The sequence below is a fragment of the Pseudomonas sp. TH43 genome, from assembly GCF_016650635.1.
Lineage (GTDB): Bacteria > Pseudomonadota > Gammaproteobacteria > Pseudomonadales > Pseudomonadaceae > Aquipseudomonas.
In genome coordinates, this window is sequence record NZ_JAEKFI010000004.1 from 1,716,591 (window position 1) to 1,739,567 (window position 22,977).

Here is a 22,977-nt window from a genome sequence, read left to right on the forward strand (position 1 = left end):
CAAAAAGCTTTGGAATAATCCCCAGCGCTTTTCGAAATAAGCAGTATTTATCAGGTCTGCCGCGACGCTATGTCGCGGCGACCGACATCAACTGGCTCAGTGAGCCTCATCCCAATTGTTGCCCACACCCACTTCGACCAGCAGCGGCACATCCAGTTTCGCCGCCTCGCTCATGTGCAGGCGAATCTCGGCGCTGACCTGCTCGACCAGATCCTCGCGTACCTCCAGCACCAGTTCATCGTGCACCTGCAGGATGACTTTGGCGTCCAGGCCTGACGTCGCCAGCCAGTTATCCACCGCGACCATGGCTTTCTTGATGATGTCGGCAGCGGTGCCTTGCATCGGCGCGTTGATCGCCGTGCGCTCGGCGGCGGCGCGCTCTTGTGGCTTGTTCGAGTTGATCTCCGGCAGGTACAGACGACGCCCGAAGAAGGTCTCGACATAACCCTGATCCGCCGCCTGCGCGCGGGTGCGATCCATGTACTCGCGAACCCCCGGATAGCGGGCGAAGTAAGTATCGATGTAAGCCTTGGCGGTCTTGGTGTCGACGCCGATGTCCTTGCCGAGCTTCTGGGCGCCCATGCCGTAAATCAGACCGAAGTTGATCGCTTTGGCGCCACGACGCTGGTCGGAGGTGACCTCGTTGAGTTCGACCTTGAACACTTCGGCAGCGGTGGCGGTGTGCACGTCGAGGTTGTTGCGGAAGGCATTCATCAAGCCTTCGTCCTTGGACAGGTGCGCCATGATCCGCAGTTCGATCTGCGAATAGTCCGCCGCCAGCAGTTTGTAGCCTTTCGGTGCGACGAACGCCTGGCGGATACGACGGCCTTCAGCGGTGCGCACTGGAATGTTCTGCAGGTTCGGATCGCTGGAGGACAAGCGACCGGTCGACGCCACGGCCTGATGGTACGAGGTATGAATGCGCCCGGTGCGTGGGTTGATCTGCTCCGGCAGGCGATCGGTGTAGGTGCTTTTCAGCTTGCTCATCGAGCGGTGCTCCATCAGCACCTTGGGCAAACGGTGATCGTCTTCAGCGAGCTTCGCCAACACTTCTTCAGCGGTGGATGGCTGACCTTTGGCGGTTTTTTTCAGCACCGGCAGACCGAGTTTCTCGTAGAGAATCACGCCCAGTTGTTTTGGCGAGCCAAGGTTGAATTCTTCCCCGGCGATCTCGAACGCTTCGCGCTCCAGCGCAACCATCTTGTTGCCCAGCTCGATGCTCTGAATGCCAAGCAGCTCGGCATCGACAAACGCACCTTGGCGTTCGATGCGTGCCAGCACCGGCACCAGCGGGATTTCGATGTCGGTCAGCACGCTGGCCAGACTCGGGATGGCGCTGAGTTTTTCGAACAGCGTCTGGTGCAGGCGCAGGGTAATGTCGGCGTCTTCGGCGGCATAAGGGCCGGCCTGCTCCAGCGCGATCTGGTCGAACGTCAGCTGCTTGGCGCCTTTGCCGGCGATGTCCTGGAAGCTCACGGTGGTGTGATCCAGGTACTTCTGCGCGAGGCTGTCCATGTCGTGGCGGGTGGCGGTGGAGTTGAGCACGTAGGACTCAAGCATCGTGTCGAAGGCGATGCCGCGCACGGTGATGCCGTTGTTCTGGTCGCCACCAATGGCGCAGTTGGCCAGAATATTCATGTCGAACTTGGCGTGCTGGCCGACCTTGAGCTTGCTCGGGTCTTCCAGAATCGGCTTGAGCGCGCGCAGCACGGTGTCGCGATCCAGTTGCTCCGGCACGCCGATGTAGGAGTGGGTCAGCGGGATGTACGCGGCCTCGTTGGCTTGCACGGCAAACGACAGACCGACCAGTTGCGCCTGTTGCGCGTCGATGCCGGTGGTTTCGGTGTCGAAGGCGAACAGCTTGGCGTTGTTGAGCTTTTCCAGCCAGACGTCGAAACGCGCCTGATCGAGGATGGTTTCGTAAGCGGCTTCAGCCGGGGCAGCAGGCGCTTCGGCTTCTGGCGCGCTGAACAGATCGCCAGCAGGCGCAGGCGCAGCGGCAGCGCTCAGTTCGAGACGCTTGGCGTCGCGATCCAGATCATTGATCCAGCTCTTGAATTCCAACAGGGTGTACAGCTCGTAGAGCTTGGCCGGGTCTTCCGCGCCCATTTGCAGGTCGTCGAGTTCGACGTCCAGCGGCACGTCGACCTTGATGGTCGCCAGTTGATAGGAGAGGAACGCCATCTCCTTGTGCTCTTCGAGCTTGGCCGGCAGGGTCTTGGCACCGCGAATCGGCAGGGTCGGGACGATATCGAGGTTTGCGTACAGCTCGGTGAGGCCGCCGTTGACGCCAACCAACAGGCCGGAAGCGGTCTTCGGGCCGATGCCCGGTACGCCCGGAATGTTGTCGGAGGAATCGCCCATCAGCGCCAGATAATCGATGATCTGCTCGGGTGCGACGCCGAATTTCTCCTTCACGCCGTCCACGTCCATCGAGCTACCGGACATGGTATTGACCAAGGTAATGTGGCCGTCGACCAGTTGCGCCATGTCCTTGTCGCCCGTCGAGATGATCACCGGGCGATCCGCCGCCGCGCTGCTGCGGGCGAGGGTGCCGATCACATCGTCGGCCTCGACGCCTTCCACGCACAGCAGCGGGAAGCCGAGGGCGATCACGCTCTGGTGCAGCGGCTCGATCTGCACGCGCATGTCGTCGGGCATGCTTGGGCGGTTGGCCTTGTATTCGGCGTACATCTCATCGCGGAATGTCCCGCCCTTGGCATCGAACACCACGGCGAATGGGCTGTCCGGGTACTGCTTGCGCAGACTCTTGAGCATGTTCAGCACGCCTTTGACCGCACCGGTCGGCAGGCCTTTGGAGGTGGTCAGCGGGGGCAGGGCGTGGAAAGCGCGGTACAGGTAAGACGAACCGTCCACCAGGACGAGGGGGGCTTGGCTCATGAGCAGGATCAACCTTTTCGGCGGGTCCGGCGCTAGAATAGCGGGACCGTTGACGACAAAGGGACAAGGTTATCATGCGTACGTTAAATCGCTTGCTGCTGGTCGGTCTGATTGCTGCCTCACCGTTGGCCGCGATGGCGGCGGATGATGCGCCCGCCTCGGAGCCGGAAGTTACTATCAACACGCACACGGAAGGTGACAAGGTCATCCAGGAATACAGCCGCAGTGGCTTCGTCTATGCGATCAAGGTCACACCGAAGGGTGGCAAACCCTATTTCCTGGTGCGCGCCGATGGCTCGGACGCGAACTACATTCGATCCGACCAGCCGGATATGCTGATTCCGTCGTGGGAAATCTTTACCTGGAAGTAAGTTTCCCGACTTTTAATCGGCGTCGCTGACAGCGACGCCTGAACTGAGCAGTTTTTAACCATGTCTGTGTTCACTCCCCTCGCTCGGCCCGAGCTGGAAACCTTTCTCGCCCCTTACGGGCTTGGCCGTCTGCTTGATTTCCAGGGGATCGCCGCCGGCAGCGAAAACACCAACTTCTTTATCAGCCTGGAGCAGGGCGAATTCGTCCTGACCCTGGTCGAGCGCGGCCCGGTGCAGGAGATGCCGTTCTTCATCGACCTGCTCGACGTGCTGCACGAAGCCGATCTGCCGGTGCCGTACGCGCTGCGCACCACCGACGGCGTGGCGTTGCGTGAGCTGAAGGGCAAACCGGCGCTGTTGCAACCGCGTCTGTCTGGCAAGCACATCAAAGTCGCCAATGCCCAGCATTGCGCGCAGGTCGGCGAGTTGCAGGCGCATTTGCACCTGGCGACCCAGGGCGAGCGCATGATCAAGCGCAAGACTGATCGTGGCCTGGACTGGATGCTGGAGGAGGGCACCGAGTTTCTTTCGCACCTGAGCAACGAGCCGCGTGCCTTGCTGCAGAAAGCGCTGGATGAAATCACCGAGCGCAAAGACAAGATTCTCGCGCTGCCTCGGGCGAATATTCATGCCGACCTGTTTCGCGATAACGCGATGTTCGAAGGCACGCACCTGACCGGGTTGATCGACTTCTACAACGCCTGCTCGGGGCCGATGCTGTACGACGTGGCGATTGCCTTGAACGACTGGTGTTCGGACGAAGAAGGTTTGATCGATGGGCCGCGTGCCCGGGCATTCCTCGGCGCTTATGCGGCGCTGCGGCCGTTCACGGCGGCGGAGGCTGAGTTGTGGCCGACGATGCTGCGCGTGGCGTGTGTGCGGTTCTGGCTGTCGCGGTTGATTGCGGCGGAGCAGTTTGCCGGGCAGGACGTGTTGATTCACGATCCACAGGAGTTTGAGCAGCGCCTGGCGCAGCGGCAGCAGGTCAATACACCGCTACCGTTCGCCCTTTAAAAGCATCGCGAGCAAGCTTTGCTCCTACAGGTTCATTGGTTCTGTAGGAGCAAAGCTTGCTCGCGAATGGGTCAACGCCGGCGCTAGAGTTACAACGATTCCAGGCATCCCGCCAGGTCGTTACCCAACTTCTCCAGCACCTGCTCATAACCCTGAGCCGTCGCCGGCGTATAGCCGCCCAACGCATCCAGCTCAGCCAGTTTCACTGGCAGGCCCGCCACCAAAGTCTCCGCCAAACGCGGACGCAACGGCGGCTCACTGAACACACAGGTCTTGCCCACTTCCTGCAAACGCTTGCGCATCGCCGCCACGTGCTGCGCGCCCGGCTGCACTTCGGCTGCCACGCTGAACACCCCGGTGTGCTTCAGGCCGTAAGCCTCTTCAAAGTAATCGAACGCTTCGTGAAAAACGAAGTACGGCTTGCCTTCAACGCCTGCCAGACGCTTTTTCAAACGCACATCCAGTGCATCCAGACGCTCGTCGAAAGCCTTGGCATTGCTCTGATAGCGTTCGGCATTCGCCGGGTCGGCAGCGCTGAGGTCTGCGGCCATCTTGTCGGCGATCACCCGCGCATTGACCGGCGATAACCACAAATGTGCGTCCAGTGTGCCCGGACGGTGATCGTGATCATGTTCGTCGGCGTCTTCGGCGTGGGAATGGCTGTCTTCAGCGAAACGACGCAACTTCATCCCCGGCAGATCCTGCACCGCCACGCTTGGCAACGTCCGACCGTTGAGCACGCGCGGCAGGAAACCTTCCATGTCCGGGCCGATCCAGTAGAGCAGATCCACCGACTGCACCTTCCGTACGTCGGATGGCCGCAGAGCATAGTTATGCGGCGACGCACCCGGCGGCAATAACACTTCAGGGATCGCCACGCCGTCCTGCACCGCCGCTGCAATCAGCTGCAACGGTTTGATGCTGGTGAGGACTTTGACCTCGGCCTGAGCCGAACCGATCAACAGAAAACTGGCGACAAAAGCCACAAAAACAGAAAAAAGTCGGGACACGATGACCACTCAAGGAGGCGAGAACGGGTAACATAATAACGTCTCTATCAAAACTCGTCGCCGCCCATGCCTATCACACCGATTGCCAGCCGTCCCCACGACCACTCTCATTGCGTGCACAGCGCTTTGTCCGAGGCCGATACCTTGTGCGCCCAGAAAGGCTTGCGCCTGACTGCCTTGCGCCGCCGGGTGCTGGAATTGGTCTGGCAGAGCCACAAACCGCTGGGCGCCTACGACATTCTCGCCGTGCTGAGCGAGCAGGACGGCCGTCGTGCCGCGCCGCCAACCGTCTATCGGGCGCTCGATTTTCTGCTCGAAAACGGCCTGGTGCACCGCATCTCCTCGCTCAACGCCTTCGTTGGCTGTGTGCATCCGGAGCATGCGCATCAGGGCCAGTTCCTGATCTGCCGTGATTGCCACGCCGCGATCGAACTTGAGCAAAAAGTGATCAGCGACGCGATCATCAACAGCGCCAGGGATGTCGGTTTCATCGTCGAAGCGCAGACCGTCGAAGTCGTCGGGCTGTGCTCCGGTTGCCAGGGGGCTTGATGAGCAACGCGCTGATCCGTCTGGAACAGGTCGCCGTCACGTTTGCCGGGCAGACCGTGCTGGACAACATCGAGCTGAGCGTCGAGCCGGGACAGATCGTCACCCTGATCGGGCCCAACGGCGCTGGCAAGACCACGCTGGTGCGCGCCGTGCTCGGGCTGCTGAAACCGGACAGCGGCAGCGTCTGGCGCAAGCCGAAACTGCGCGTCGGCTACATGCCGCAAAAACTCCACGTCGATCCGACCTTGCCGCTGTCGGTGCTGCGCTTTTTGCGCCTGGTGCCGGGCGTTGACCGTCCGCGTGCGCTGGCCGCGTTGAAGGAAGTTGGCGCCGAACACGTTATCGACAGCCCGGTGCAAAGCGTTTCCGGCGGTGAAATGCAGCGGGTGCTGCTCGCTCGGGCATTGCTGCGCGAGCCGGAATTGCTGGTACTCGATGAGCCGGTACAAGGCGTCGATGTTGCCGGCCAGGCCGAGTTGTACAGCCTGATCACCCGTCTGCGCGACCGTCATGGCTGCGGCGTGTTGATGGTGTCCCACGATTTGCATCTGGTGATGAGCACCACCGATCAGGTGGTCTGCCTCAACCGTCACGTCTGCTGCTCCGGGCATCCCGAGCAGGTCAGCGGCGATCCGGCGTTTGTCGAGCTGTTCGGCAAGAACGCGCAGAGCCTGGCGGTCTATCACCACCATCACGACCACGCTCACGATCTGCACGGTTCGGTGGTCAAAGGGCCGGTTACTGGCCAACCTCACGTTCATGGAGACAACTGCAAGCATGGCTGATTTTCTGTTGTATGCCCTGCTTGCAGGTCTGGCGTTGGCGATCGTTGCAGGTCCGCTGGGTTCGTTCGTGGTCTGGCGGCGCATGGCCTATTTCGGCGACACGCTGTCCCACGCGGCATTGCTCGGCGTAGCATTGGGTTTTCTGCTGGATGTCAGCCCGACGGTCGCGGTAACAGTCGGCTGCCTGCTGCTGGCGGTGCTGCTGGTAACGCTGCAACAGCGCCAACCGCTAGCGTCCGACACGCTTTTGGGAATTCTCGCACCGAGCACGCTCTCGCTCGGGCTGGTAGTACTAAGCTTCATGCATGAAGTGCGGATCGACCTGATGGCCTATCTGTTCGGTGACCTGCTGGCGATCAGCCCGACCGACCTGGCGTGGATCCTCGGCGGCAGCGCGGCGGTGCTGGTGTTGCTGGTGACGCTGTGGCGGCCATTGCTGGCGGTCACTGTGCATGAAGAGTTGGCCAAAGTCGAAGGCCTGCCGGTGGCGGGGCTACGCATGGCGCTGATGCTGTTGATTGCGGTGGTGATCGCTGTGGCGATGAAAATCGTCGGGGTTTTGCTGATTACTTCGCTGTTGATCATCCCGGCGGCTGCGGCACAGCGTCACGCCCGTTCGCCAGAGCAGATGGCAGTGGGCGCGAGCCTGCTGGGCATGCTCGCCGTGTGTGGCGGGCTGGCGTTGTCGTGGTTCAAGGACACCCCGGCCGGCCCGTCAATCGTTGTGACGGCGGCCGCACTGTTTCTGCTGAGTTTTGTTCTGCCCCGTCGAGGGGTGTAGACTTGCTCGCTTTTTGCGCAATTAGAGAGTCGCAGGAATGAAGCCGTTCGCCTCCCGTTATCTGCTCCTTGTCGCATTTTCCGTGCTGCTGGGCGCCTGCCAAAGCACGCCGCCGGTGGCCGAAGCCCCCGATGCGCGAGCTACGGCCATCGCACAGCTGGAGCAAAGCCTGGCCAGCAGCGAACTGGCCACTGCCGAAGACCAATTGGCCGCTTTGCAGAAAGAAACCCCTAACGATCAATCCCTTGAGCAATACCAGCGGCAGCTTGCCGAAGCGTATCTGCGTCGCAGCCAGATCGTGCTGCAGAAGGGTGATGTGAACGCCGCCGCCACAGCGTTGAGCCGGGCTCGCGCGTTGATGCCGAAAGCGCCGGCGCTGACCGGTGGCGTCAATGGCGCCATCACTGAAGCGCGCAAGGCTGAGCTGGAAAAGGCTGAAGCGGCGTTGCTGGCAGCGGAAGCCAAGCCGAAAGCCAAGGTGATCGATCCGACCGCGGAAAGCACCACGGTTGCGCTGAACATCACCGATAGCCGCAAACTTCGTCGGCAATTGGATGCGATTGCCGCCGATGTGGTGAATTACGAGTGTGCCGTGACGATTCAGGCGCCGCGCACGAATGATTATCCGTGGTTGTCGACGCTGCTGACCAAGCGTGTGAAGAAACTGAACCCGGATTTTGATCTGCAGATTGAGAAGCAGACCGTACGCACCGTGCCGGCGCAGATGGTTTTGAGTCCGCGTAAACCCTAAAAGCTTCGCGAGCAAGCTCTGCTCCTACAATTGAGTGTGATCTTGTAGGAGCAAGGCTTGCCCCCGAAGGCATCCTTTAGGCCGGGATGGCTTTCGCCTTAGGCTCCCGATCCCAAACACGATGCTGCCCGATCGCGGCAAAGAATGGTTTGGTCAACGCACCAACATCCTTGCCCTCCAGCAGCCCCGCATCCTTCTCCAGCTTCAACACATCCAGCAACTGCTTCGCCTCACCCTGCAACGCAATCGCCTTCAGATGCTTGTACGCCTCCAGCACGTAATGCAGAGCCACGCCGTCACCGCTTAGTGCTTTGATCGACGCCGCACCACCCGGCACGAATACCGCATCGAAAATCACCGACGGCATGCCTTCCATCGAAGCGTCTACGGGCAGGCTTTTGCCATCCGCCGTTTTAACCGGCGCCGAAGTCGGCCCCAGCAACTTGGCATGCGCGCCTTCAGCCGCCAAGGCCTTCTTCATCGCATCAATCGCCGCACCATCGACGCCGTTGGCGGCAAGAATCGCCACTTTTCGGGTTTTGATGTTTTCCGGCAGCAGATTGGCCTGGCTCAGCGCTGGGGAGTTGTCGAACGATGTTTTGCGCGCTTCAACAGTGCCTTTTGTTGGTGCCGGCAGACCCAGGTTGGCCGCCACACGCTTGGCCAGTTCCAGATCAATGTTGGCGAGAATCTCGTTCACTTCCCTCGCACGGATGAACTCGCGTTCAACCTTGCCCAGCTCGAAGCTGTAGGCGGCGATGATGTGCTCTTTTTCATGCGCACTCATGCTGTTGAAGAACAGCCGCGCCTGGGAGAAGTGATCGCTGAACGACTCGCTGCGCTGGCGGATCTTGGCGGCGTCGATGCGCTCCGGATACGTCTCGAAACCTCCGTCCTGCGCGGCTGGCGGCGTTTCTTTCGGCCAGCCGCCGTCAATCGAGTTCGGCTCATAAGACGCACGACCCTTGTCGATCACCGTGCGGTGCTGGGCATCGCGCTGGCCGTTATGGAACGGCGCCACCGGCCGGTTGATTGGCAGCTCATGGAAATTCGGCCCGCCGAGGCGGCTGATTTGCGTGTCGGTGTAGGAAAACAGCCGACCTTGCAGCAGCGGGTCGTTAGAGAAATCGATGCCTGGCACGATGTGGCCAGGGCAGAACGCAACCTGTTCGGTCTCGGCAAAGAAGTTGTCCGGGTTGCGGTTCAGCGTCATTTTGCCCAGCGGCGTGATCGGCACGATTTCTTCGGGGATCAGCTTGGTCGGGTCGAGGATGTCGAAATCGAAGTCGTGCTCGTTTTCCTCTTCGATGATTTGCACACCCAGTTCCCATTCCGGGTAGTCGCCCATCTCGATGGCTTCCCAGAGATCGCGACGGTGGTAGTCGGTGTCTTTACCGGCGAGCTTCTGCGCCTCGTCCCACACCAGCGAGCAAGTGCCGGCGGTAGGGCGCCAGTGGAATTTGACGAAGCGCGATTTGCCCTCGGCGTTGACCAGCCGGAAGGTGTGTACGCCGAAGCCTTGCATGCTGCGCAAGCTTTTCGGGATTGCCCGGTCGGACATCGCCCAGATAACCATGTGAGCCGATTCCGGCACCAGGGAGACGAAATCCCAGAAGGTATCGTGGGCGGAACCGCCAGTCGGGATTTCGTTGTGCGGCTCGGGTTTCACCGCGTGAACGAAGTCGGGGAACTTGATCGCGTCCTGAATGAAGAACACCGGCATATTGTTGCCGACCAGATCGAAGTTGCCTTCGTCGGTGAAGAATTTCACGGCAAAACCGCGCACGTCACGTACGGTGTCACCGGAGCCGCGTGGGCCCTGCACAGTGGAAAAGCGTACGAATACCGGCGTCTTTTTCCCCGGATCCTGCAGGAACCCAGCCTTGGTCAGCGCTGCGTGGTTCTCGTAAGCCTGAAAGAAACCATGCGCGCCGGTGCCGCGAGCGTGGACGATGCGCTCGGGAATCCGCTCGTGGTCAAAGTGCGTGATTTTTTCACGCATGATGAAGTCTTCCAGCAGCGATGGGCCGCGGGCGCCCACCTTGAGGGTGTTCTGGTTGTCGGCGATCTTCACACCCTGGTTGGTGCGCAGGGCCTGGCCGGTGGCGTCGGAGCGGAATTTTTCCAGGCTATCGAGTTTGGCGTTGGTGTTGGCGCGATCCGGGGTATCGGTACCGGCCATCTGGCTTTTGTCGGTCGTAGGTTTCTTGCTGCTCATCAGTCGTAAACTCCTCGGTTGACCCCGATGTATGCCGGGGACTCTTGAGTGGTTCCCGGGCACGGCACCCAGGGTTTTCAAGTCGCTTACCTAGTGACTGATGAGGCGCTCGGGGCGTTCCTTTTTTATGACCTTTGATCTTGTTATTGCCAAATCGAAGGTTAAATGAGAAATAAATGCTAAGAACCTCTATACGGACAGGCTAAAATGCGCGCCCGGCTAACCGCTGATCCTTTTCTAACGCGCCCCACAAGGTTCGCTACGTGATCGAGTTTCAAAACGTCCACAAAACTTACCGCGTCGCCGGTAAGGACATACCCGCCCTGCACCCGACCAGCCTCTCGATCGAGAACGGTCAGGTCTTCGGCCTGATCGGCCATTCCGGTGCGGGAAAAAGTACCCTGCTGCGTCTGATCAATCGCCTGGAAGACTCCAGCGGCGGCAAGATCTTCGTCGACGATGAAGAGGTCACTGCGCTGGACGCCAACGGCCTGCGCCGTTTCCGCCAGCAAGTCGGGATGATCTTCCAGCACTTCAACCTCCTCGCTTCGAAGACCGTGGCCGACAACGTTGCGTTGCCGCTGACCCTGGCAGGCCAGCTGTCGAGCAGCGACATTGATAAGCGCGTCGCCGAGTTGCTCAAGCGCGTCGGTCTGTCCGACCACGCGAAAAAGTACCCGGCGCAATTGTCCGGCGGCCAGAAGCAGCGCGTCGGCATCGCCCGCGCCCTGGCAACCAAACCCAAGATTCTGCTGTGCGACGAGGCCACCAGTGCCCTCGATCCGCAGACCACGGCATCGGTTCTGCAATTACTGGCCGAGATCAACCGTGAGCTGAAACTGACCATCGTGCTGATCACCCACGAGATGGATGTGATCCGTCGCGTGTGTGATCAGGTGGCGGTGATGGACGCCGGCGTGATCGTCGAGCAGGGTTCGGTGGCCGATGTGTTCCTGCATCCGCAGCACCCGACCACCAAGCGTTTCGTTCAGGAAAGCGAGCAGATCGACGAAAGCGAGCAGCGTGATGACTTCGCTCACGTGCCGGGACGCATCGTGCGTCTGACCTTCCAGGGCGAAGCGACCTACGCGCCGTTGCTCGGTACCGTCGCCCGGGAAACCGGTGTCGACTACAGCATCCTTGCCGGTCGTATCGACCGCATCAAAGACATTCCTTACGGGCAATTGACCCTCGCCGTCACCGGTGGCGACATGGAAGCGGCCTTCGCCCGCTTCACCGCCGCTGACGTTCACATGGAGGTATTGCGCTAATGGAAGACCTGATCAGTTTCTTCACCAATATCGACTGGTACGAAATCTGGCTGGCCACCGGCGACACCCTGCTGATGCTCGGCGGTTCGCTGCTGTTCACCATCCTGCTGGGCCTGCCGCTGGGCGTGTTGCTGTTCCTTTGCAGCCCGCGTCAGTTGCTGGAAAACCGTGGCTTCTACGCGTTCATGTCGCTGGCGGTGAACATCCTGCGTTCGCTGCCGTTCATTATTCTGTTGATCGTGATGATCCCGTTCACCGTGCTGATCACAGGCACGTCGCTGGGCGTGGCTGGCGCGATTCCGCCATTGGTCGTGGGTGCAACACCGTTCTTCGCGCGTCTGGTGGAAACCGCGCTGCGTGAAGTCGATCGCGGCATTATCGAAGCGACTCAATCGATGGGCGCGACCACGCGGCAGATCATCATGAACGCTTTGCTGCCAGAGGCCCGTCCGGGCATCTTCGCAGCGATTACGGTGACGGCTATTACACTGGTTTCCTACACGGCGATGGCCGGTGTGGTTGGCGCCGGTGGCCTGGGTGACCTGGCGATCCGCTTCGGCTACCAGCGTTTCCAGACTGACGTGATGATCGTCACCGTGGTGTTGCTGCTGATTCTGGTGCAAGTGTTGCAGATGGTCGGTGATCGACTGGTCGTACACTTCTCGCGCAAATAACCGGTTTTTGTAACTTAGAGATGAGCCGGCCATTCGCTGGCAGGCGCCGGAACGGGCGCTTTGAAAAGGAGTTAGCTGAATGAAAAAACTGATCGCTGCTATTGCTGCCGTTGCAGCATTCTCGGCCCACGCCGAAACCCTGACCGTTGCCGCCTCCCCAGTGCCGCATGCGGAAATCCTCGAATTCGTGAAGCCGGCACTGGCCAAAGAAGGCGTGGATCTGAAGGTCAAGGTCTTCACCGACTACATTCAGCCAAACGTACAGGTCGCCGAAAAGCGTCTGGACGCCAACTTCTTCCAGCACCAGCCGTACCTCGATGAGTTCAACAAGGCCAAGGGCACCCACCTGGTTGCCGTGACCGGTGTGCACCTCGAGCCACTGGGCGCCTACTCCAGCAAGATCAAGGATCTGAAGGACCTGCCAAGCGGCGCCAACGTGGTGATCCCGAACGATGCCACCAACGGCGGCCGTGCGCTGTTGCTGCTGGCCAAGGCAGGCGTGATCACCTTGAAGGATCCGAAAAACATCCTGTCGACCGTCAAAGACATCGCGCAGAACCCGAAAGACCTGAAAATCCGTGAACTGGAAGCCGCGACCATCCCGCGCGTGCTGACTCAGGTTGACCTGGCGCTGATCAACACCAATTACGCGCTGGAAGCCAAACTCGATCCGTCCAAGGATGCGCTGGTGATCGAAGGCAATGATTCGCCGTACGTGAACATCCTGGTGTCCCGCGAGGACAACAAGGACAGCGACGCGATGAAGAAACTGGCCGCCGCCCTGCACAGCCCGGAAGTGAAGCAATTCATCACCGAGAAGTACAAAGGCGCGGTATTGCCGGCGTTCTGATTCAGGTCGTTGCAACGAAAAAGGGGACGCCAAGTGCGTCCCCTTTTTTGTGCCTGGTGTTTGGCTTTGAACCTGCTGTGAAGCTGCCCCTCACCCCAGCCCTCTCCCTAAGGAGAGGGGGCCGACCGAGGTGTCTGACGTCCTGCATAGACCTGAAAGATCTTGGCGATTATGGATTCAAAGCAGTACGTTCAATTCGGTGTAACTCGCCAATATTTCACCATTCAGTCCCCTCTCCCTCCGGGAGAGGGTTAGGGTGAGGGGCTTTTGCTTTCAGGCGATTACTTGCGGTTCAGCATCACCGGCAGTTGCGCAACCAGTTTGGCGTTATTCAACGGCGCTCGAATAAACCCACGCTGAGTGCCGTCCGGCCCGATCACCGCGAGGTTGCCGCTATGGTCGACGGTGTAATTCGGCTTGCTGGTGTCCGCCGGAATAAACGGAATACTCACCGCATTCGCCACCTTCTGCAGCTCTTCAATCGACGTCGGCGTCAGGCCGATGAACTGCGGATCGAAGTAGCCCAGGTACTGCTTCAACTGCTTGGGGTTATCGCGGTTCGGGTCAACGCTCACCAGCACGATTTGCAACTTGTCCACAGCGTCTTTGGGCAGTTCACTCTTGATCTGCCGCAATTGCGCCAACGTGGTCGGGCAAATGTCCGGGCAGAAGGTGTAGCCGAAGAACAGCAGGCTCCACTTACCTTTCAACTCATTGATCGCGACCGGTTTGCCGTCCTGATCGGTCATCGTTACGTCCGGCAGGTTGCGGCTTTGCGGCAGCAGGATAATGCCGGCATCGATCAACGCAGTCGGGTCGCCCTGGCCCTTGCCGCTCAGCACTTTGTTGACGGTCAGGCCGAGGATCAGCGCGATCACGGCAACGAGGATGAAGACGGTTTTCTGGGTTCGAGTCATAGGTTCAACAGTAAGTAGTGGTCTACGAGCAGGGCGATGAACAACAGGAACAAGTACCAGATAGAGTACTTGAAGGTGTTGATCGCCGCGTGCGGCCGAGTGCCACGGTACAGCACCACGGCCCATTGCAGAAACCTTGCGCCCAGGCCGAGCGCACAAATCAGGTAGAGCGCGCCGCTCATGTGGATCACGTACGGCAGCAGACTCACCGCCAGCAGGGCGAAGGTGTACAGCAGAATGTGCACTTTGGTGTAGTGCTCGCCGTGGGTCACCGGCAGCATCGGGATGTCGGCCTTGGCGTATTCCTCTTTGCGATGAATCGCCAGCGCCCAGAAGTGCGGCGGCGTCCACGCGAAGATGATCAGCACCAGCAACAGCGGTTCGGCGCTGACGTGGCCGGTGGCGGCAGTCCAGCCGAGCAGTGGCGGCGCGGCGCCAGCGAGGCCGCCGATGACGATGTTCTGCGGCGTCGCGCGTTTGAGGAAACCGGTATAGATCACCGCGTAACCCAGCAGTGAGGCCAGCGTCAGCCACGCCGTCAGCGGATTGGTGAAGGTCAGCAACAGGGCCTGACCGAGCAGCGCCAATACCAAGGCAAAAGTCAGCGCCGCCGCAGGTGAAACCCGGCCTTCGGCCAAGGGTCGTTTGTGCGTGCGCGCCATCACCGCATCGATGCGCCGATCCACCACATGATTGACCGCCGCCGCACCGCCGGCACACAACGCAATCCCCAGATTGCCGAACACCAGCACCGTCCATGGCACCCCGGCGCGGGTCGCGAGGAACATGCCGACCAGCGAGGTGATCAGCATCAGCACCACGACTTTCGGCTTGGTCAGCTCCAGATAATCACGCCAGATCGCCTGATGCGGACGTTCGCCAATCAGAATCGCCACGGCGTTTCTCCTTTTATTGTGATGGGCGCGGCTACGTGTTTACGCGGGCTCACGCGCCAACGGGCGAGCACCGGTTGTCTGACCCGGACCAGACTGGTGCGCGCGTGATAGTTGACCAGCACCATGGTCAGCAACAGCGCCGCACCGCCGGCGTTATGAGCGACGGCGACCGGCAGCGGCAGATGGAACAGCACGTTGCTGATGCCCAGGGTGATTTGGGCGGCGAGGGCGGCGACGACCAATCCGGCCAGGCGCGTCATGCCGACCCCTTTCAATTGCCACGCCAGACCGAGCAGCACCAGCGTCACCAGCAGTGCGCCGATGCGGTGAGTCAGGTGAATCGCTGTGCGCGCATCACTGTCGAGTTGCCCGCCGAGATAATTCGGGCCGATGTGCTGGGTCAGGTGAAAACCGTTGGCAAAGTCTGCGGGCGGCAACCATTGGCCGTGGCAGGTCGGAAAGTCGATGCAGGCGACCGCCGCATAGTTGGAACTGACCCAGCCACCCAGCGCGATCTGGCCGATCACCAGCAACAATCCCGCTGTCGCCCAATACTGCAAACGCTTGGGCACGGTCAGCGCCGGCAGTACACCGGACAATCTCAGCGTCAGCAAAAACAGCAGACTCAAGGTCGCAAAACCGCCGAGCAAATGCCCGGTGACCACTTGCGGCCAGAGCTTGAGCGTCACCGTCCACATGCCGAATGCCGCTTGCGAAAACACCACGGCCAGCAAAAACAGCGGCAATTTCAATGGCTGCCCCGGATGACGACGGTTGACCCACGCGCGCCCGGCCAGAATCGAAATGAGCATGCCGAGGGTGCCGGCGAAGTAGCGGTGGATCATCTCGTTCCAGCCCTTGTGCGCCACCACGGGCGAGTCGGGGTAATGCAGTTCGGCATGGGCCAGTTGGGCTTCGCTTTTCGGCACGCTGATAAACCCGTAGCAGCCCGGCCAGTCCGGGCAGCCCAGGCCTGCGTGGGTCAGGCGGGTGTAGGCGCCGAGCAGCACCACAATCAGTGCCAGCAAGGTGGCAAACAGCGCGAGGCGAAATCCAGGTTTGGCCATGACGATGCCCTTATCCGATGTTCGACAGTTTCAGCAGGTGACGCAGGTCGTTGAGCAGATCCTTGCCTTTCACATTCGGCTCGTAACGCAGCACGAGGTTGCCGTGCGGGTCGATGATCCACAGCTGCGGCGCGGCTTTGTCGCCCGTGGTCTTGCTGAACGTGGTCACGTCCAGCGGGTAACGTTGCAATTGTGGATATTCGCGGCTGAGCTTGGCCTCGTAATCGGTGCTGACCGGTTGCGCAACGGCGAGCGCGTGGCTGGCGCGCCCGGCATCGCGACCCAGACCGATCTGAATCTGCCGCGCGAGGTAAACAAGCTGCTGGCAATCCACCGCGCAATCCTTCGGCGCTGTGACCAGCATCTGCCAGCGTTCATCATCAGCCTGCACGCCAAGGTCGGCGCGGGTCTGGCCATTGCCGATCAGTTCGCCGTGGTAGCTGCGGCCGTCCGGTACCCAGAACTGTAATTTGTACATGCCGGTGGCGAGGATCATCGGGCCGATCACGCCGAGCAGGATCAGCAACAGTTGAATGCGTCCGCGACGACGGCTGGCGACAGGTTTCGCCTCAGACATGCTGGGTGGATTCATGGCCGTTCCCATGGTGTTTCTCCTTTGCGTTGTGCAAGCCCAAATAGACGTAGAGGCCGAGCAGGGCGGTGGCCATGGCGAACCACTGCACGGCGTAACCAAGGTGTTTTTCCGGGCCCATGGCTACCACCGGCCAATCGGCTTCGTAGCTGGCCGGGCCGGGTTCGGCGCGTAATTCGTAGGTGAAGCCATCGCGGTCGAGGGTTTTCCATAGCTTGGCGGGTTCGACGGCGGTGATGGTTTGCGGCCAGGTGCTGCTGACCGGATCGGCGTGGAGTTGGAAAGTGGCGCCGGGGGCGACGTAGACCCACGCATCGACATTCAGCGCCTCGGCGGGCGTGGTGAATTGCGGCGGTACGCGGCGATCCGGCCATGGCAGCCAGCCGCGATTGACCAACAGCCAGAGGCCGCTGCGTTGATCCTGAAACGGTTGCAGCAGCTCGACGCCGACCTTGCCGTTGCGCTGGCGGTTATCCAGCAACAGACTGTGCGCAGCATCGAACTGGCCGTGCAGGTGCACGCGGCGATAGGCCGGATCGGTACTGTGCGGCAACTCGGTGCTGGCCATCGGTTCGGCGGCGCGGCGTTCGGCGTAACTGGCGAGCAGGGCGGTTTTTTCTGCGCCACGGCTCAGTTGCCAAAAGCCCAGCGACACCAGCAGCGGCAGCAACAGCGCCACCACCACGGTCGGTATTACGCCCGGGCGGAAGCGCTTCATGGCCGCGCCACAAAGTCAGTCGTTGCGATCGCTATACTCAACTGCATCGCCTGTCCCCCGGAGTTCTTCCCATGCTCAAAACAGCGATCGTCCTGATGCTGATTGCCACGGTGATCAGCCTGTTCAGCGGCCTGTTTTTCCTGGTCAAGGACGACAGCAGCTCAAATCGCCTGGTCATCGCCTTGAGTGTTCGGGTGGCCTTGGCCGCTGCCACCGTCGGCTTGATCGCCTGGGGCTTCTACAGCGGCCAACTGGTGTCCCACGTTACGTGGTAGCTGCAAGCGGTCAGCTACAAGCTACAAGTTAGAAGCTTTACCGCTTTGAGCTTGAGGCTTGCCGCTTGCCGCTGTTGTTAAAGCACATAAACGAAGATGAACAAGCCGATCCACACCACGTCGACGAAGTGCCAATACCAGCTCGCCGCCTCGAAACCGAACTGGTGCTCGGCATCGAAGTGGCCCTTCATGATCCGCATCAGCATCACGAACAGGATGATCGTGCCGATGGTCACGTGGGCGCCGTGGAACCCGGTGAGCATGAAGAACGTCGCGCCATAAATCCCCGAACCAAGGGTCAGGCCCAGCTCGTGGTAAGCGTGCATGTATTCCTCGGCCTGGAAACCGAGAAACGCACAGCCGAGCAACACGGTGATCGCCAGCCAGATTTTCAGCGCGCCGCGATGGCCTTTTTTCAACGCATGGTGGGCGATGGTGATGGTCACGCTGGAGCTGACCAGCAGGATCGTGTTGATCAGCGGCAGGCCCCACGGGCTGATGACTTCTTTCGGTGGCGGGAACAGTTTCGGATCCGGGGTGTGCAGCAGCGGCCAGGTGAACTGGAAGTTTGGCCACAACATATGCGCGATGCCTTTCGGCCCTTCACCGCCGAGCGCCGGCCCGGAGATGTGCCGCACGTAAAACAGCGCACCGAAGAACGCAGCGAAGAACATCACCTCGGAGAAAATGAACCAACTCATGCCCCAGCGGAACGAGCGATCCAGCTGCGAGCTATAGAGGCCCGCGCGGCTTTCCTTGATCACCGCACCGAACCAGCCGAACAGCATGTACGCCAGCAGCAGGCCACCGACGAAAAAGATGTACGGGCCGTGGGATTCCGGGCGCGCCGCCTTCAGGTCGTTGAACCAGGTCGCCAGGCCGTACACGGTGATGGCCATGCCGAATGTGGCGATGATTGGCCATTTGCTCTGGGCCGGAACGTAATAGTGCTCATGAGTTGCCATTTATTGTTCTCCTTATCGGGCACGCTCAACCGCCAGTGTTTACAGCCACTGGAGGATGTCGGGCGGTGATATCGAACAGCGTGTAGGACAGCGTCAGGTGCTTCACATCCTTGGGCATGTCGCGGTCAACAATGAAGCGCACCGGCATTTCGATCTGCTGACCGGGCTGCAGCACCTGCTGGGTAAAGCAAAAGCATTCGGTCTTGTGGAAATACGCCGCCGCATTGCTCGGCGCGATGCTTGGCACGGCTTGTGCGCTCATCGGTTTGTCGGTGGGATTGCGCGCGATAAAGATCATCTCGTTGACGGCGCCGGGGTTGGCGGTCAATTCGTCGTGCTTGGGGTAGAAATCCCACGGCATGTCGACGTTGTTGGTCGACAAAAACTGCACGCGCACCTGGCGCGAGGTGTCGACCACTTGCTCGCCCTCGTACTGCCCGGCGGTCTTGCCGTTGATGCCGAAGGCTTTGCACATCACGTCGTAGATCGGCACCAGGGCGAAACCGAAAACAAACATCGCCACGACCACGCCGAGCAGGCGGGTGACGAGTTTTTTCATCGAGACCGAGTCAGCCATGGCTTCCACCCCCTATCGGTGATGCCTTTGTGGCGAGGGGATTTATCCCCGTTGGGCTGCGCAGCAGCCCTGAATCCAGCGCACACGGTCTGCCTGATAAATCTCGATCGCAGATTTTGGGGCCGCTGCGCAGCCCAACGGGGATAAATCCCCTCGCCACAGGGGGGTTGTGTGCATCCCCAAAATACCTGTGAACATCCACAGGGGGTTTGTGCGCAGCCAAAAAATATCTGTGAGCCTCCACAGGGGTTTTGTGTGCTTCCAAAAGATATCTGTGAGCATTCACAGGGGTTTTGTGTGCATCCCCAAAATATCTGTGAGCATTCACAGGGGTTTTGTGTGCATCCCCAAAATATCTGTGAGCATTCACAGGGGTTTTGTATGCATCCCCAAAATATCTGTGAGCATTCACAGGGGTTTTGTGTGCATCCCCAAAATACCTGTGAACATCCACAGGGGGTTTGTGTGCTTCCAAAAGATATCTGTGAGCATCCACAGGGGTTTTGTGTGCATCCAAAAGATATCTGTCAGCATCCACAGGGGTTTTGTGTGCTTCCAAAAAATATCTGTCAGCATCCACAGGGGTTTTGTGTGCATCCCAAAAGTATCTGTGAGCCTCCACAGGGGTTTTGTGTGCATCCAGAAAATATCTGTGAGCCTCCACAGGGGATCTTTGGGAATCCCAAGGAGATCTGTGTGCCTGTACACATTTCACCAACGGCTGGATATTCATTTCACTTCCGGCGGTGTGGTGAAGGTGTGGTATGGCGCTGGTGACGGCACGCTCCACTCCAGGCCTTCGGCGCCATCCCATGGTTTGGCCGGTGCTGGCGGGCCACCGCGAATGGTCTTGATGACGATGAACAGGAAGAACAACTGCGTGGTGCCGAACATGAACGCGCCAATCGACGAGACCATGTTGAAGTCGGCGAATTGCAGGTTGTAGTCCGGAATCCGTCGCGGCATCCCCGCAAGTCCGACGAAGTGCATCGGGAAGAAGGTCAGGTTCATCCCGACGAATGACAGCCAGAAGTGCAGCTTGCCAAGGGTTTCGTCGTACATGTGCCCGGTCCATTTCGGCAGCCAGTAGTAGGTAGAGGCGAAGATCCCGAAGATCGCCCCCGGCACCAGCACGTAGTGGAAGTGCGCGACCACGAAGTAGGTGTCCTGGTACTGGAAGTCCGCCGGGGCGATGGCCAGCATCAGCCCGGAGAAACCGCCGATGGAGAACAGGATCACGAACGCCACGGCAAACAGCATCGGTGTTTCGAAGGTCAGCGAGCCTTGCCACATGGTGCTAGCCCAGTTGAACACCTTGACCCCGGTCGGCACGGCGATCAGTAGCGTGGCGTACATGAAGAACAGTTCGCCCACCAGCGGAATGCCGACCACGAACATGTGGTGCGCCCAGACGATGAAAGACAGGAAGGCGATGCTCGCCGTGGCGTAGACCATCGAGGTGTAGCCGAACAGCGGTTTGCGCGAGAAGGTCGGGATGATCGAGCTGACGGCGCCGAAGGCCGGCAGGATCATGATGTACACCTCGGGATGCCCGAAGAACCAGAACACATGCTGGAACAAGACCGGATCACCGCCACCGGCAGCACTGAAGAAACTGGTGCCGAAGTGGATGTCCATCAGCATCATCGTCACGCACCCGGCCAGTACCGGCATCACCGCGATCAGCAGGAACGCGGTGATCAGCCAGGTCCAGACGAACAGCGGCATTTTCATCAGCGTCATGCCGGGGGCGCGCAGGTTGAGGATGGTCGCGATCACGTTGATCGCGCCCATGATCGAACTGATGCCCATCAAGTGGATGGCGAAGATGAAGTAGGTGACGCTTTCCGGCGCGTAGGTCGTCGATAGCGGCGCGTAGAACGTCCAGCCGAAATTCGGTCCGCCACCGGCAGTGAACAGGGTCGACACCAGGATCAGGAATGCCGCCGGCAACAGCCAGAAGCTGAAGTTGTTCATCCGTGGCAAGGCCATGTCCGGCGCGCCGATCATCAACGGGATCATCCAGTTGGCGAGGCCGACAAACGCCGGCATCACCGCACCGAAGACCATCACCAGGCCGTGCATGGTGGTCATCTGGTTGAAGAACGCCGGCTCGACGATCTGCAAACCGGGCTGGAACAGCTCGGCGCGAATCACCATGGCGAACGTGCCGCCCAGCAGGAACATGGAGAACGCAAACCACAGGTACAGCGTGCCGATGTCCTTGTGGTTGGTGGTCAGCACCCAGCGCATCAGGCCTTTGGCGGGGCCGTGGGCGTGGTCGGCATGACCATGGTCATCGATTACAGCGCTCATGGCCGGTCTCCTTTACGTGAACAGGCGAGGTGATTCGCGGCGGCTGGCCGCGAACCGTGGCGGGTAGATGTGATAGGCCGGCTCATTTGTCCCCCGCCTGTTTCATCTCCAGCACTTCTTTTGGCGTGACCATGTCGCCCTTGTTGTTGCCCCAGGCGTTACGTTCGTAGGTCACGACCGCTGCGATATCGACTTCCGACAGCTGCTTGCCGAACGCCGCCATGGCAGTGCCCGGTTTGCCGTAGACCACACGATGCAGGTGGTCGGCCTTGCTGCCTTTCATGATCAGTTCGGAGCCCTTGAGCGCCGGGAACATTGGCGGCAGGCCCTGACCTTCGGCCTGGTGACAGGCCACGCAAGTGGTGTGATAGATCTTGTCGCCGCGTTCCTTGAGTTCGTCGAGCGTCCAGTCCTTGCTGGTCAGCTCTTTGAGCTGTGCGGCTTCGGCTTTGCGATCGGCAAGCCACTTTTCGTAGTCGGGTTTTTCCTTGACCTCGACCACAATCGGCATGAAGCCGTGGTCTTTGCCGCACAGTTCGGCGCACTGGCCACGGTAGATGCCGGGCTTGTCGATGCGCGTCCAGGCTTCGTTGACGAACCCCGGGATCGCATCGCGCTTGACCGCGAAGGCCGGCACCCACCAGGAGTGGATAACGTCGGCGGAAGTCACGAGGAAGCGCACCTTGGCCCCGGTCGGCAGCACCAACGGCTTGTCGACCTCAAGCAAGTAATGCTCGCCCTTGGTTTCCTTGTTGTGGATCTGCTCGGCGGGGGTGGCCAGGTTGCTGAAGAACTCGACGTCCTGGCCCAGGTATTTGTAGTGCCACTTCCACTGGTAACCGGTGATCTGGATATCGATATCCGGCTCACTGGTGTCGTACATCCTGATCAGGGTCGCGGTCGCCGGAATGGCCATTACCACCAGAATCAGGAACGGCACGATGGTCCAGAGAATTTCGACGGTGGTACTTTCGTGGAATTTCGCGGCGACCTGACCGGTTGACCGACGATGGACAATCATCGACCAGAACATGGCGCCGAAGACGATGATCCCGATCACCACACAGATCCAGAAAATGGTCATGTGCAGGTCGAATACTGCGTGACTGATTTCAGTCGCTCCAGGCGCCATATTCACAGTCCAGGCTGCATTCGCCTGGCTGAAAATCGACCACAACAGGAGGCCCATCCAGACATGTGGATGTCGCATCATTGCGGGTTCCCCTTATCGTTCTTGTTATCCCGCCGGCTTTCGCCTGCGGCAAGGGAGCGGCTGCATCAGACTACGAACTTGAATCGCCGGGCCTTGCTGCGGGTGCAGTCGGGCGTCATCAGCTAACTCCATTCAATGGCGAGTATAGACAGCGACTGAGAAATGCAATGTGCCGAGGTAAATGATCTGAAACAGCTGGGGCTTGCGTTCGAGGGCACGAATGGAGAAGGATGCAGACGAGTGGTGGCAAATGGATATAACGCAGG

23 protein-coding genes are annotated in these 22,977 nt (G+C 60.0%); 10 read left to right on the top strand and 13 right to left on the bottom strand.

Annotated elements, in window-relative coordinates; translation table 11 throughout:
* Window positions 1–96: 96 nt before the first annotated feature.
* A complete protein-coding gene (gene polA / locus JFT81_RS24220) occupies window positions 97–2,901 on the bottom strand; it encodes a DNA polymerase I (protein ID WP_201229591.1) in 2,805 nt (934 codons plus the stop codon).
* A 74-nt stretch (window positions 2,902–2,975) separates the two neighbouring features.
* Here polA and JFT81_RS24225 point away from each other — a divergent pair, with 74 nt between their 5' ends.
* Together JFT81_RS24225 and JFT81_RS24230 are read left to right on the top strand one after the other, a co-directional pair.
* Complete coding sequence (locus tag JFT81_RS24225) at window positions 2,976–3,272, top strand: DUF2782 domain-containing protein (RefSeq protein ID WP_122593142.1); 297 nt, start codon at window positions 2,976–2,978, stop codon at window positions 3,270–3,272.
* A gap of 60 nt (window positions 3,273–3,332) precedes the next feature.
* Window positions 3,333–4,286, top strand: a complete 954-nt coding sequence (locus JFT81_RS24230) for a homoserine kinase (RefSeq protein ID WP_201229592.1) — start codon at window positions 3,333–3,335, stop codon at window positions 4,284–4,286.
* A gap of 89 nt (window positions 4,287–4,375) precedes the next feature.
* On the opposite strand, the gene JFT81_RS24235 is transcribed toward JFT81_RS24230, so the two are convergent.
* The gene (locus JFT81_RS24235; protein ID WP_201229597.1) at window positions 4,376–5,296 is read right to left on the bottom strand and encodes a zinc ABC transporter substrate-binding protein; all 921 of its coding nucleotides are present in this window, start codon (window positions 5,294–5,296) and stop codon (window positions 4,376–4,378) included.
* 66 nt (window positions 5,297–5,362) lie between these two features.
* Between JFT81_RS24235 and JFT81_RS24240 the strand changes: the two genes are divergently transcribed.
* Genes JFT81_RS24240 through JFT81_RS24255 form a run of 4 tightly spaced genes read left to right on the top strand, consistent with a single transcriptional unit; the run spans window position 5,363 to window position 8,162 of the window.
* The gene (locus tag JFT81_RS24240; protein ID WP_166222181.1) at window positions 5,363–5,845 is read left to right on the top strand and encodes a Fur family transcriptional regulator; all 483 of its coding nucleotides are present in this window, start codon (window positions 5,363–5,365) and stop codon (window positions 5,843–5,845) included.
* On the top strand, window positions 5,845–6,630 hold the full coding sequence (gene znuC, locus JFT81_RS24245) for a zinc ABC transporter ATP-binding protein ZnuC (RefSeq protein ID WP_201229598.1): 786 nt from the start codon (window positions 5,845–5,847) through the stop codon (window positions 6,628–6,630). Before JFT81_RS24240 ends, znuC begins: the two co-directional genes overlap by 1 nt.
* On the top strand, window positions 6,623–7,411 hold the full coding sequence (gene znuB, locus JFT81_RS24250; RefSeq protein ID WP_201229599.1) for a zinc ABC transporter permease subunit ZnuB: 789 nt from the start codon (window positions 6,623–6,625) through the stop codon (window positions 7,409–7,411). The genes znuC and znuB overlap by 8 nt, the downstream gene beginning before the upstream one ends.
* 37 nt (window positions 7,412–7,448) lie before the next feature.
* Window positions 7,449–8,162 carry a PA5502 family lipoprotein gene (locus JFT81_RS24255; RefSeq protein WP_201229600.1) on the top strand — a complete coding sequence of 238 codons (714 nt, stop codon included), beginning with the start codon at window positions 7,449–7,451 and terminating at the stop codon, window positions 8,160–8,162.
* 76 nt (window positions 8,163–8,238) lie between these two features.
* Here JFT81_RS24255 and katE read toward each other — a convergent pair whose 3' ends face one another.
* Window positions 8,239–10,413, bottom strand: coding sequence for a catalase HPII (gene katE, locus JFT81_RS24260; RefSeq protein WP_347340491.1), 2,175 nt, complete (start codon window positions 10,411–10,413; stop codon window positions 8,239–8,241).
* Window positions 10,414–10,643: 230 nt separating this feature from the next.
* On the opposite strand from katE, the gene JFT81_RS24265 reads away from it, so the two are divergent.
* The 3 genes from JFT81_RS24265 (at window position 10,644) to JFT81_RS24275 (ending at window position 13,175) form a co-directional block, all read left to right on the top strand.
* Window positions 10,644–11,651: a methionine ABC transporter ATP-binding protein gene (locus tag JFT81_RS24265; RefSeq protein ID WP_201229603.1), complete on the top strand. Its 1,008-nt coding sequence runs from the start codon at window positions 10,644–10,646 to the stop codon at window positions 11,649–11,651.
* The gene (locus JFT81_RS24270; protein WP_201229605.1) at window positions 11,651–12,325 is read left to right on the top strand and encodes a methionine ABC transporter permease; all 675 of its coding nucleotides are present in this window, start codon (window positions 11,651–11,653) and stop codon (window positions 12,323–12,325) included. The genes JFT81_RS24265 and JFT81_RS24270 overlap by 1 nt, the downstream gene beginning before the upstream one ends.
* Window positions 12,326–12,404: 79 nt before the next feature.
* A complete protein-coding gene (locus JFT81_RS24275) occupies window positions 12,405–13,175 on the top strand; it encodes a MetQ/NlpA family ABC transporter substrate-binding protein (RefSeq protein ID WP_201148743.1) in 771 nt (256 codons plus the stop codon).
* Between the two features lie 281 nt (window positions 13,176–13,456).
* On the opposite strand, the gene JFT81_RS24280 is transcribed toward JFT81_RS24275, so the two are convergent.
* From JFT81_RS24280 to JFT81_RS24300, 5 genes are read right to left on the bottom strand one after another with little or no spacing between them, the layout of a single operon-like run.
* Window positions 13,457–14,092: an SCO family protein gene (locus JFT81_RS24280; RefSeq protein ID WP_008081211.1), complete on the bottom strand. Its 636-nt coding sequence runs from the start codon at window positions 14,090–14,092 to the stop codon at window positions 13,457–13,459.
* The gene (gene cyoE, locus JFT81_RS24285; protein WP_201148741.1) at window positions 14,089–14,988 is read right to left on the bottom strand and encodes a heme o synthase; all 900 of its coding nucleotides are present in this window, start codon (window positions 14,986–14,988) and stop codon (window positions 14,089–14,091) included. The genes JFT81_RS24280 and cyoE overlap by 4 nt, the downstream gene beginning before the upstream one ends.
* The gene (locus JFT81_RS24290; RefSeq protein WP_201229606.1) at window positions 14,976–16,055 is read right to left on the bottom strand and encodes a COX15/CtaA family protein; all 1,080 of its coding nucleotides are present in this window, start codon (window positions 16,053–16,055) and stop codon (window positions 14,976–14,978) included. The genes cyoE and JFT81_RS24290 overlap by 13 nt, the downstream gene beginning before the upstream one ends.
* Before the next feature lie 10 nt (window positions 16,056–16,065).
* The gene (locus JFT81_RS24295) at window positions 16,066–16,659 is read right to left on the bottom strand and encodes a hypothetical protein (protein ID WP_201229607.1); all 594 of its coding nucleotides are present in this window, start codon (window positions 16,657–16,659) and stop codon (window positions 16,066–16,068) included.
* Complete coding sequence (locus tag JFT81_RS24300; protein WP_201229608.1) at window positions 16,625–17,365, bottom strand: SURF1 family protein; 741 nt, start codon at window positions 17,363–17,365, stop codon at window positions 16,625–16,627. Before JFT81_RS24300 ends, JFT81_RS24295 begins: the two co-directional genes overlap by 35 nt.
* 71 nt (window positions 17,366–17,436) lie before the next feature.
* On the opposite strand from JFT81_RS24300, the gene JFT81_RS24305 reads away from it, so the two are divergent.
* Window positions 17,437–17,640: a twin transmembrane helix small protein gene (locus tag JFT81_RS24305; RefSeq protein WP_102902573.1), complete on the top strand. Its 204-nt coding sequence runs from the start codon at window positions 17,437–17,439 to the stop codon at window positions 17,638–17,640.
* Window positions 17,641–17,717: 77 nt separating this feature from the next.
* Here JFT81_RS24305 and JFT81_RS24310 read toward each other — a convergent pair whose 3' ends face one another.
* The 5 genes from JFT81_RS24310 to coxB form a co-directional block, all read right to left on the bottom strand.
* The gene (locus JFT81_RS24310) at window positions 17,718–18,605 is read right to left on the bottom strand and encodes a cytochrome c oxidase subunit 3 (RefSeq protein WP_201229609.1); all 888 of its coding nucleotides are present in this window, start codon (window positions 18,603–18,605) and stop codon (window positions 17,718–17,720) included.
* A gap of 25 nt (window positions 18,606–18,630) precedes the next feature.
* Window positions 18,631–19,182, bottom strand: a complete 552-nt coding sequence (locus JFT81_RS24315; protein ID WP_201229610.1) for a cytochrome c oxidase assembly protein — start codon at window positions 19,180–19,182, stop codon at window positions 18,631–18,633.
* The gene (locus tag JFT81_RS24320; protein WP_201229611.1) at window positions 19,175–19,915 is read right to left on the bottom strand and encodes a hypothetical protein; all 741 of its coding nucleotides are present in this window, start codon (window positions 19,913–19,915) and stop codon (window positions 19,175–19,177) included. Before JFT81_RS24320 ends, JFT81_RS24315 begins: the two co-directional genes overlap by 8 nt.
* Window positions 19,912–21,498: a cytochrome c oxidase subunit I gene (ctaD, locus tag JFT81_RS24325; RefSeq protein ID WP_201229613.1), complete on the bottom strand. Its 1,587-nt coding sequence runs from the start codon at window positions 21,496–21,498 to the stop codon at window positions 19,912–19,914. The genes JFT81_RS24320 and ctaD overlap by 4 nt, the downstream gene beginning before the upstream one ends.
* Window positions 21,499–21,580: 82 nt before the next feature.
* Window positions 21,581–22,711: a cytochrome c oxidase subunit II gene (gene coxB, locus JFT81_RS24330; protein ID WP_201229615.1), complete on the bottom strand. Its 1,131-nt coding sequence runs from the start codon at window positions 22,709–22,711 to the stop codon at window positions 21,581–21,583.
* Window positions 22,712–22,977: the final 266 nt, after the last annotated feature.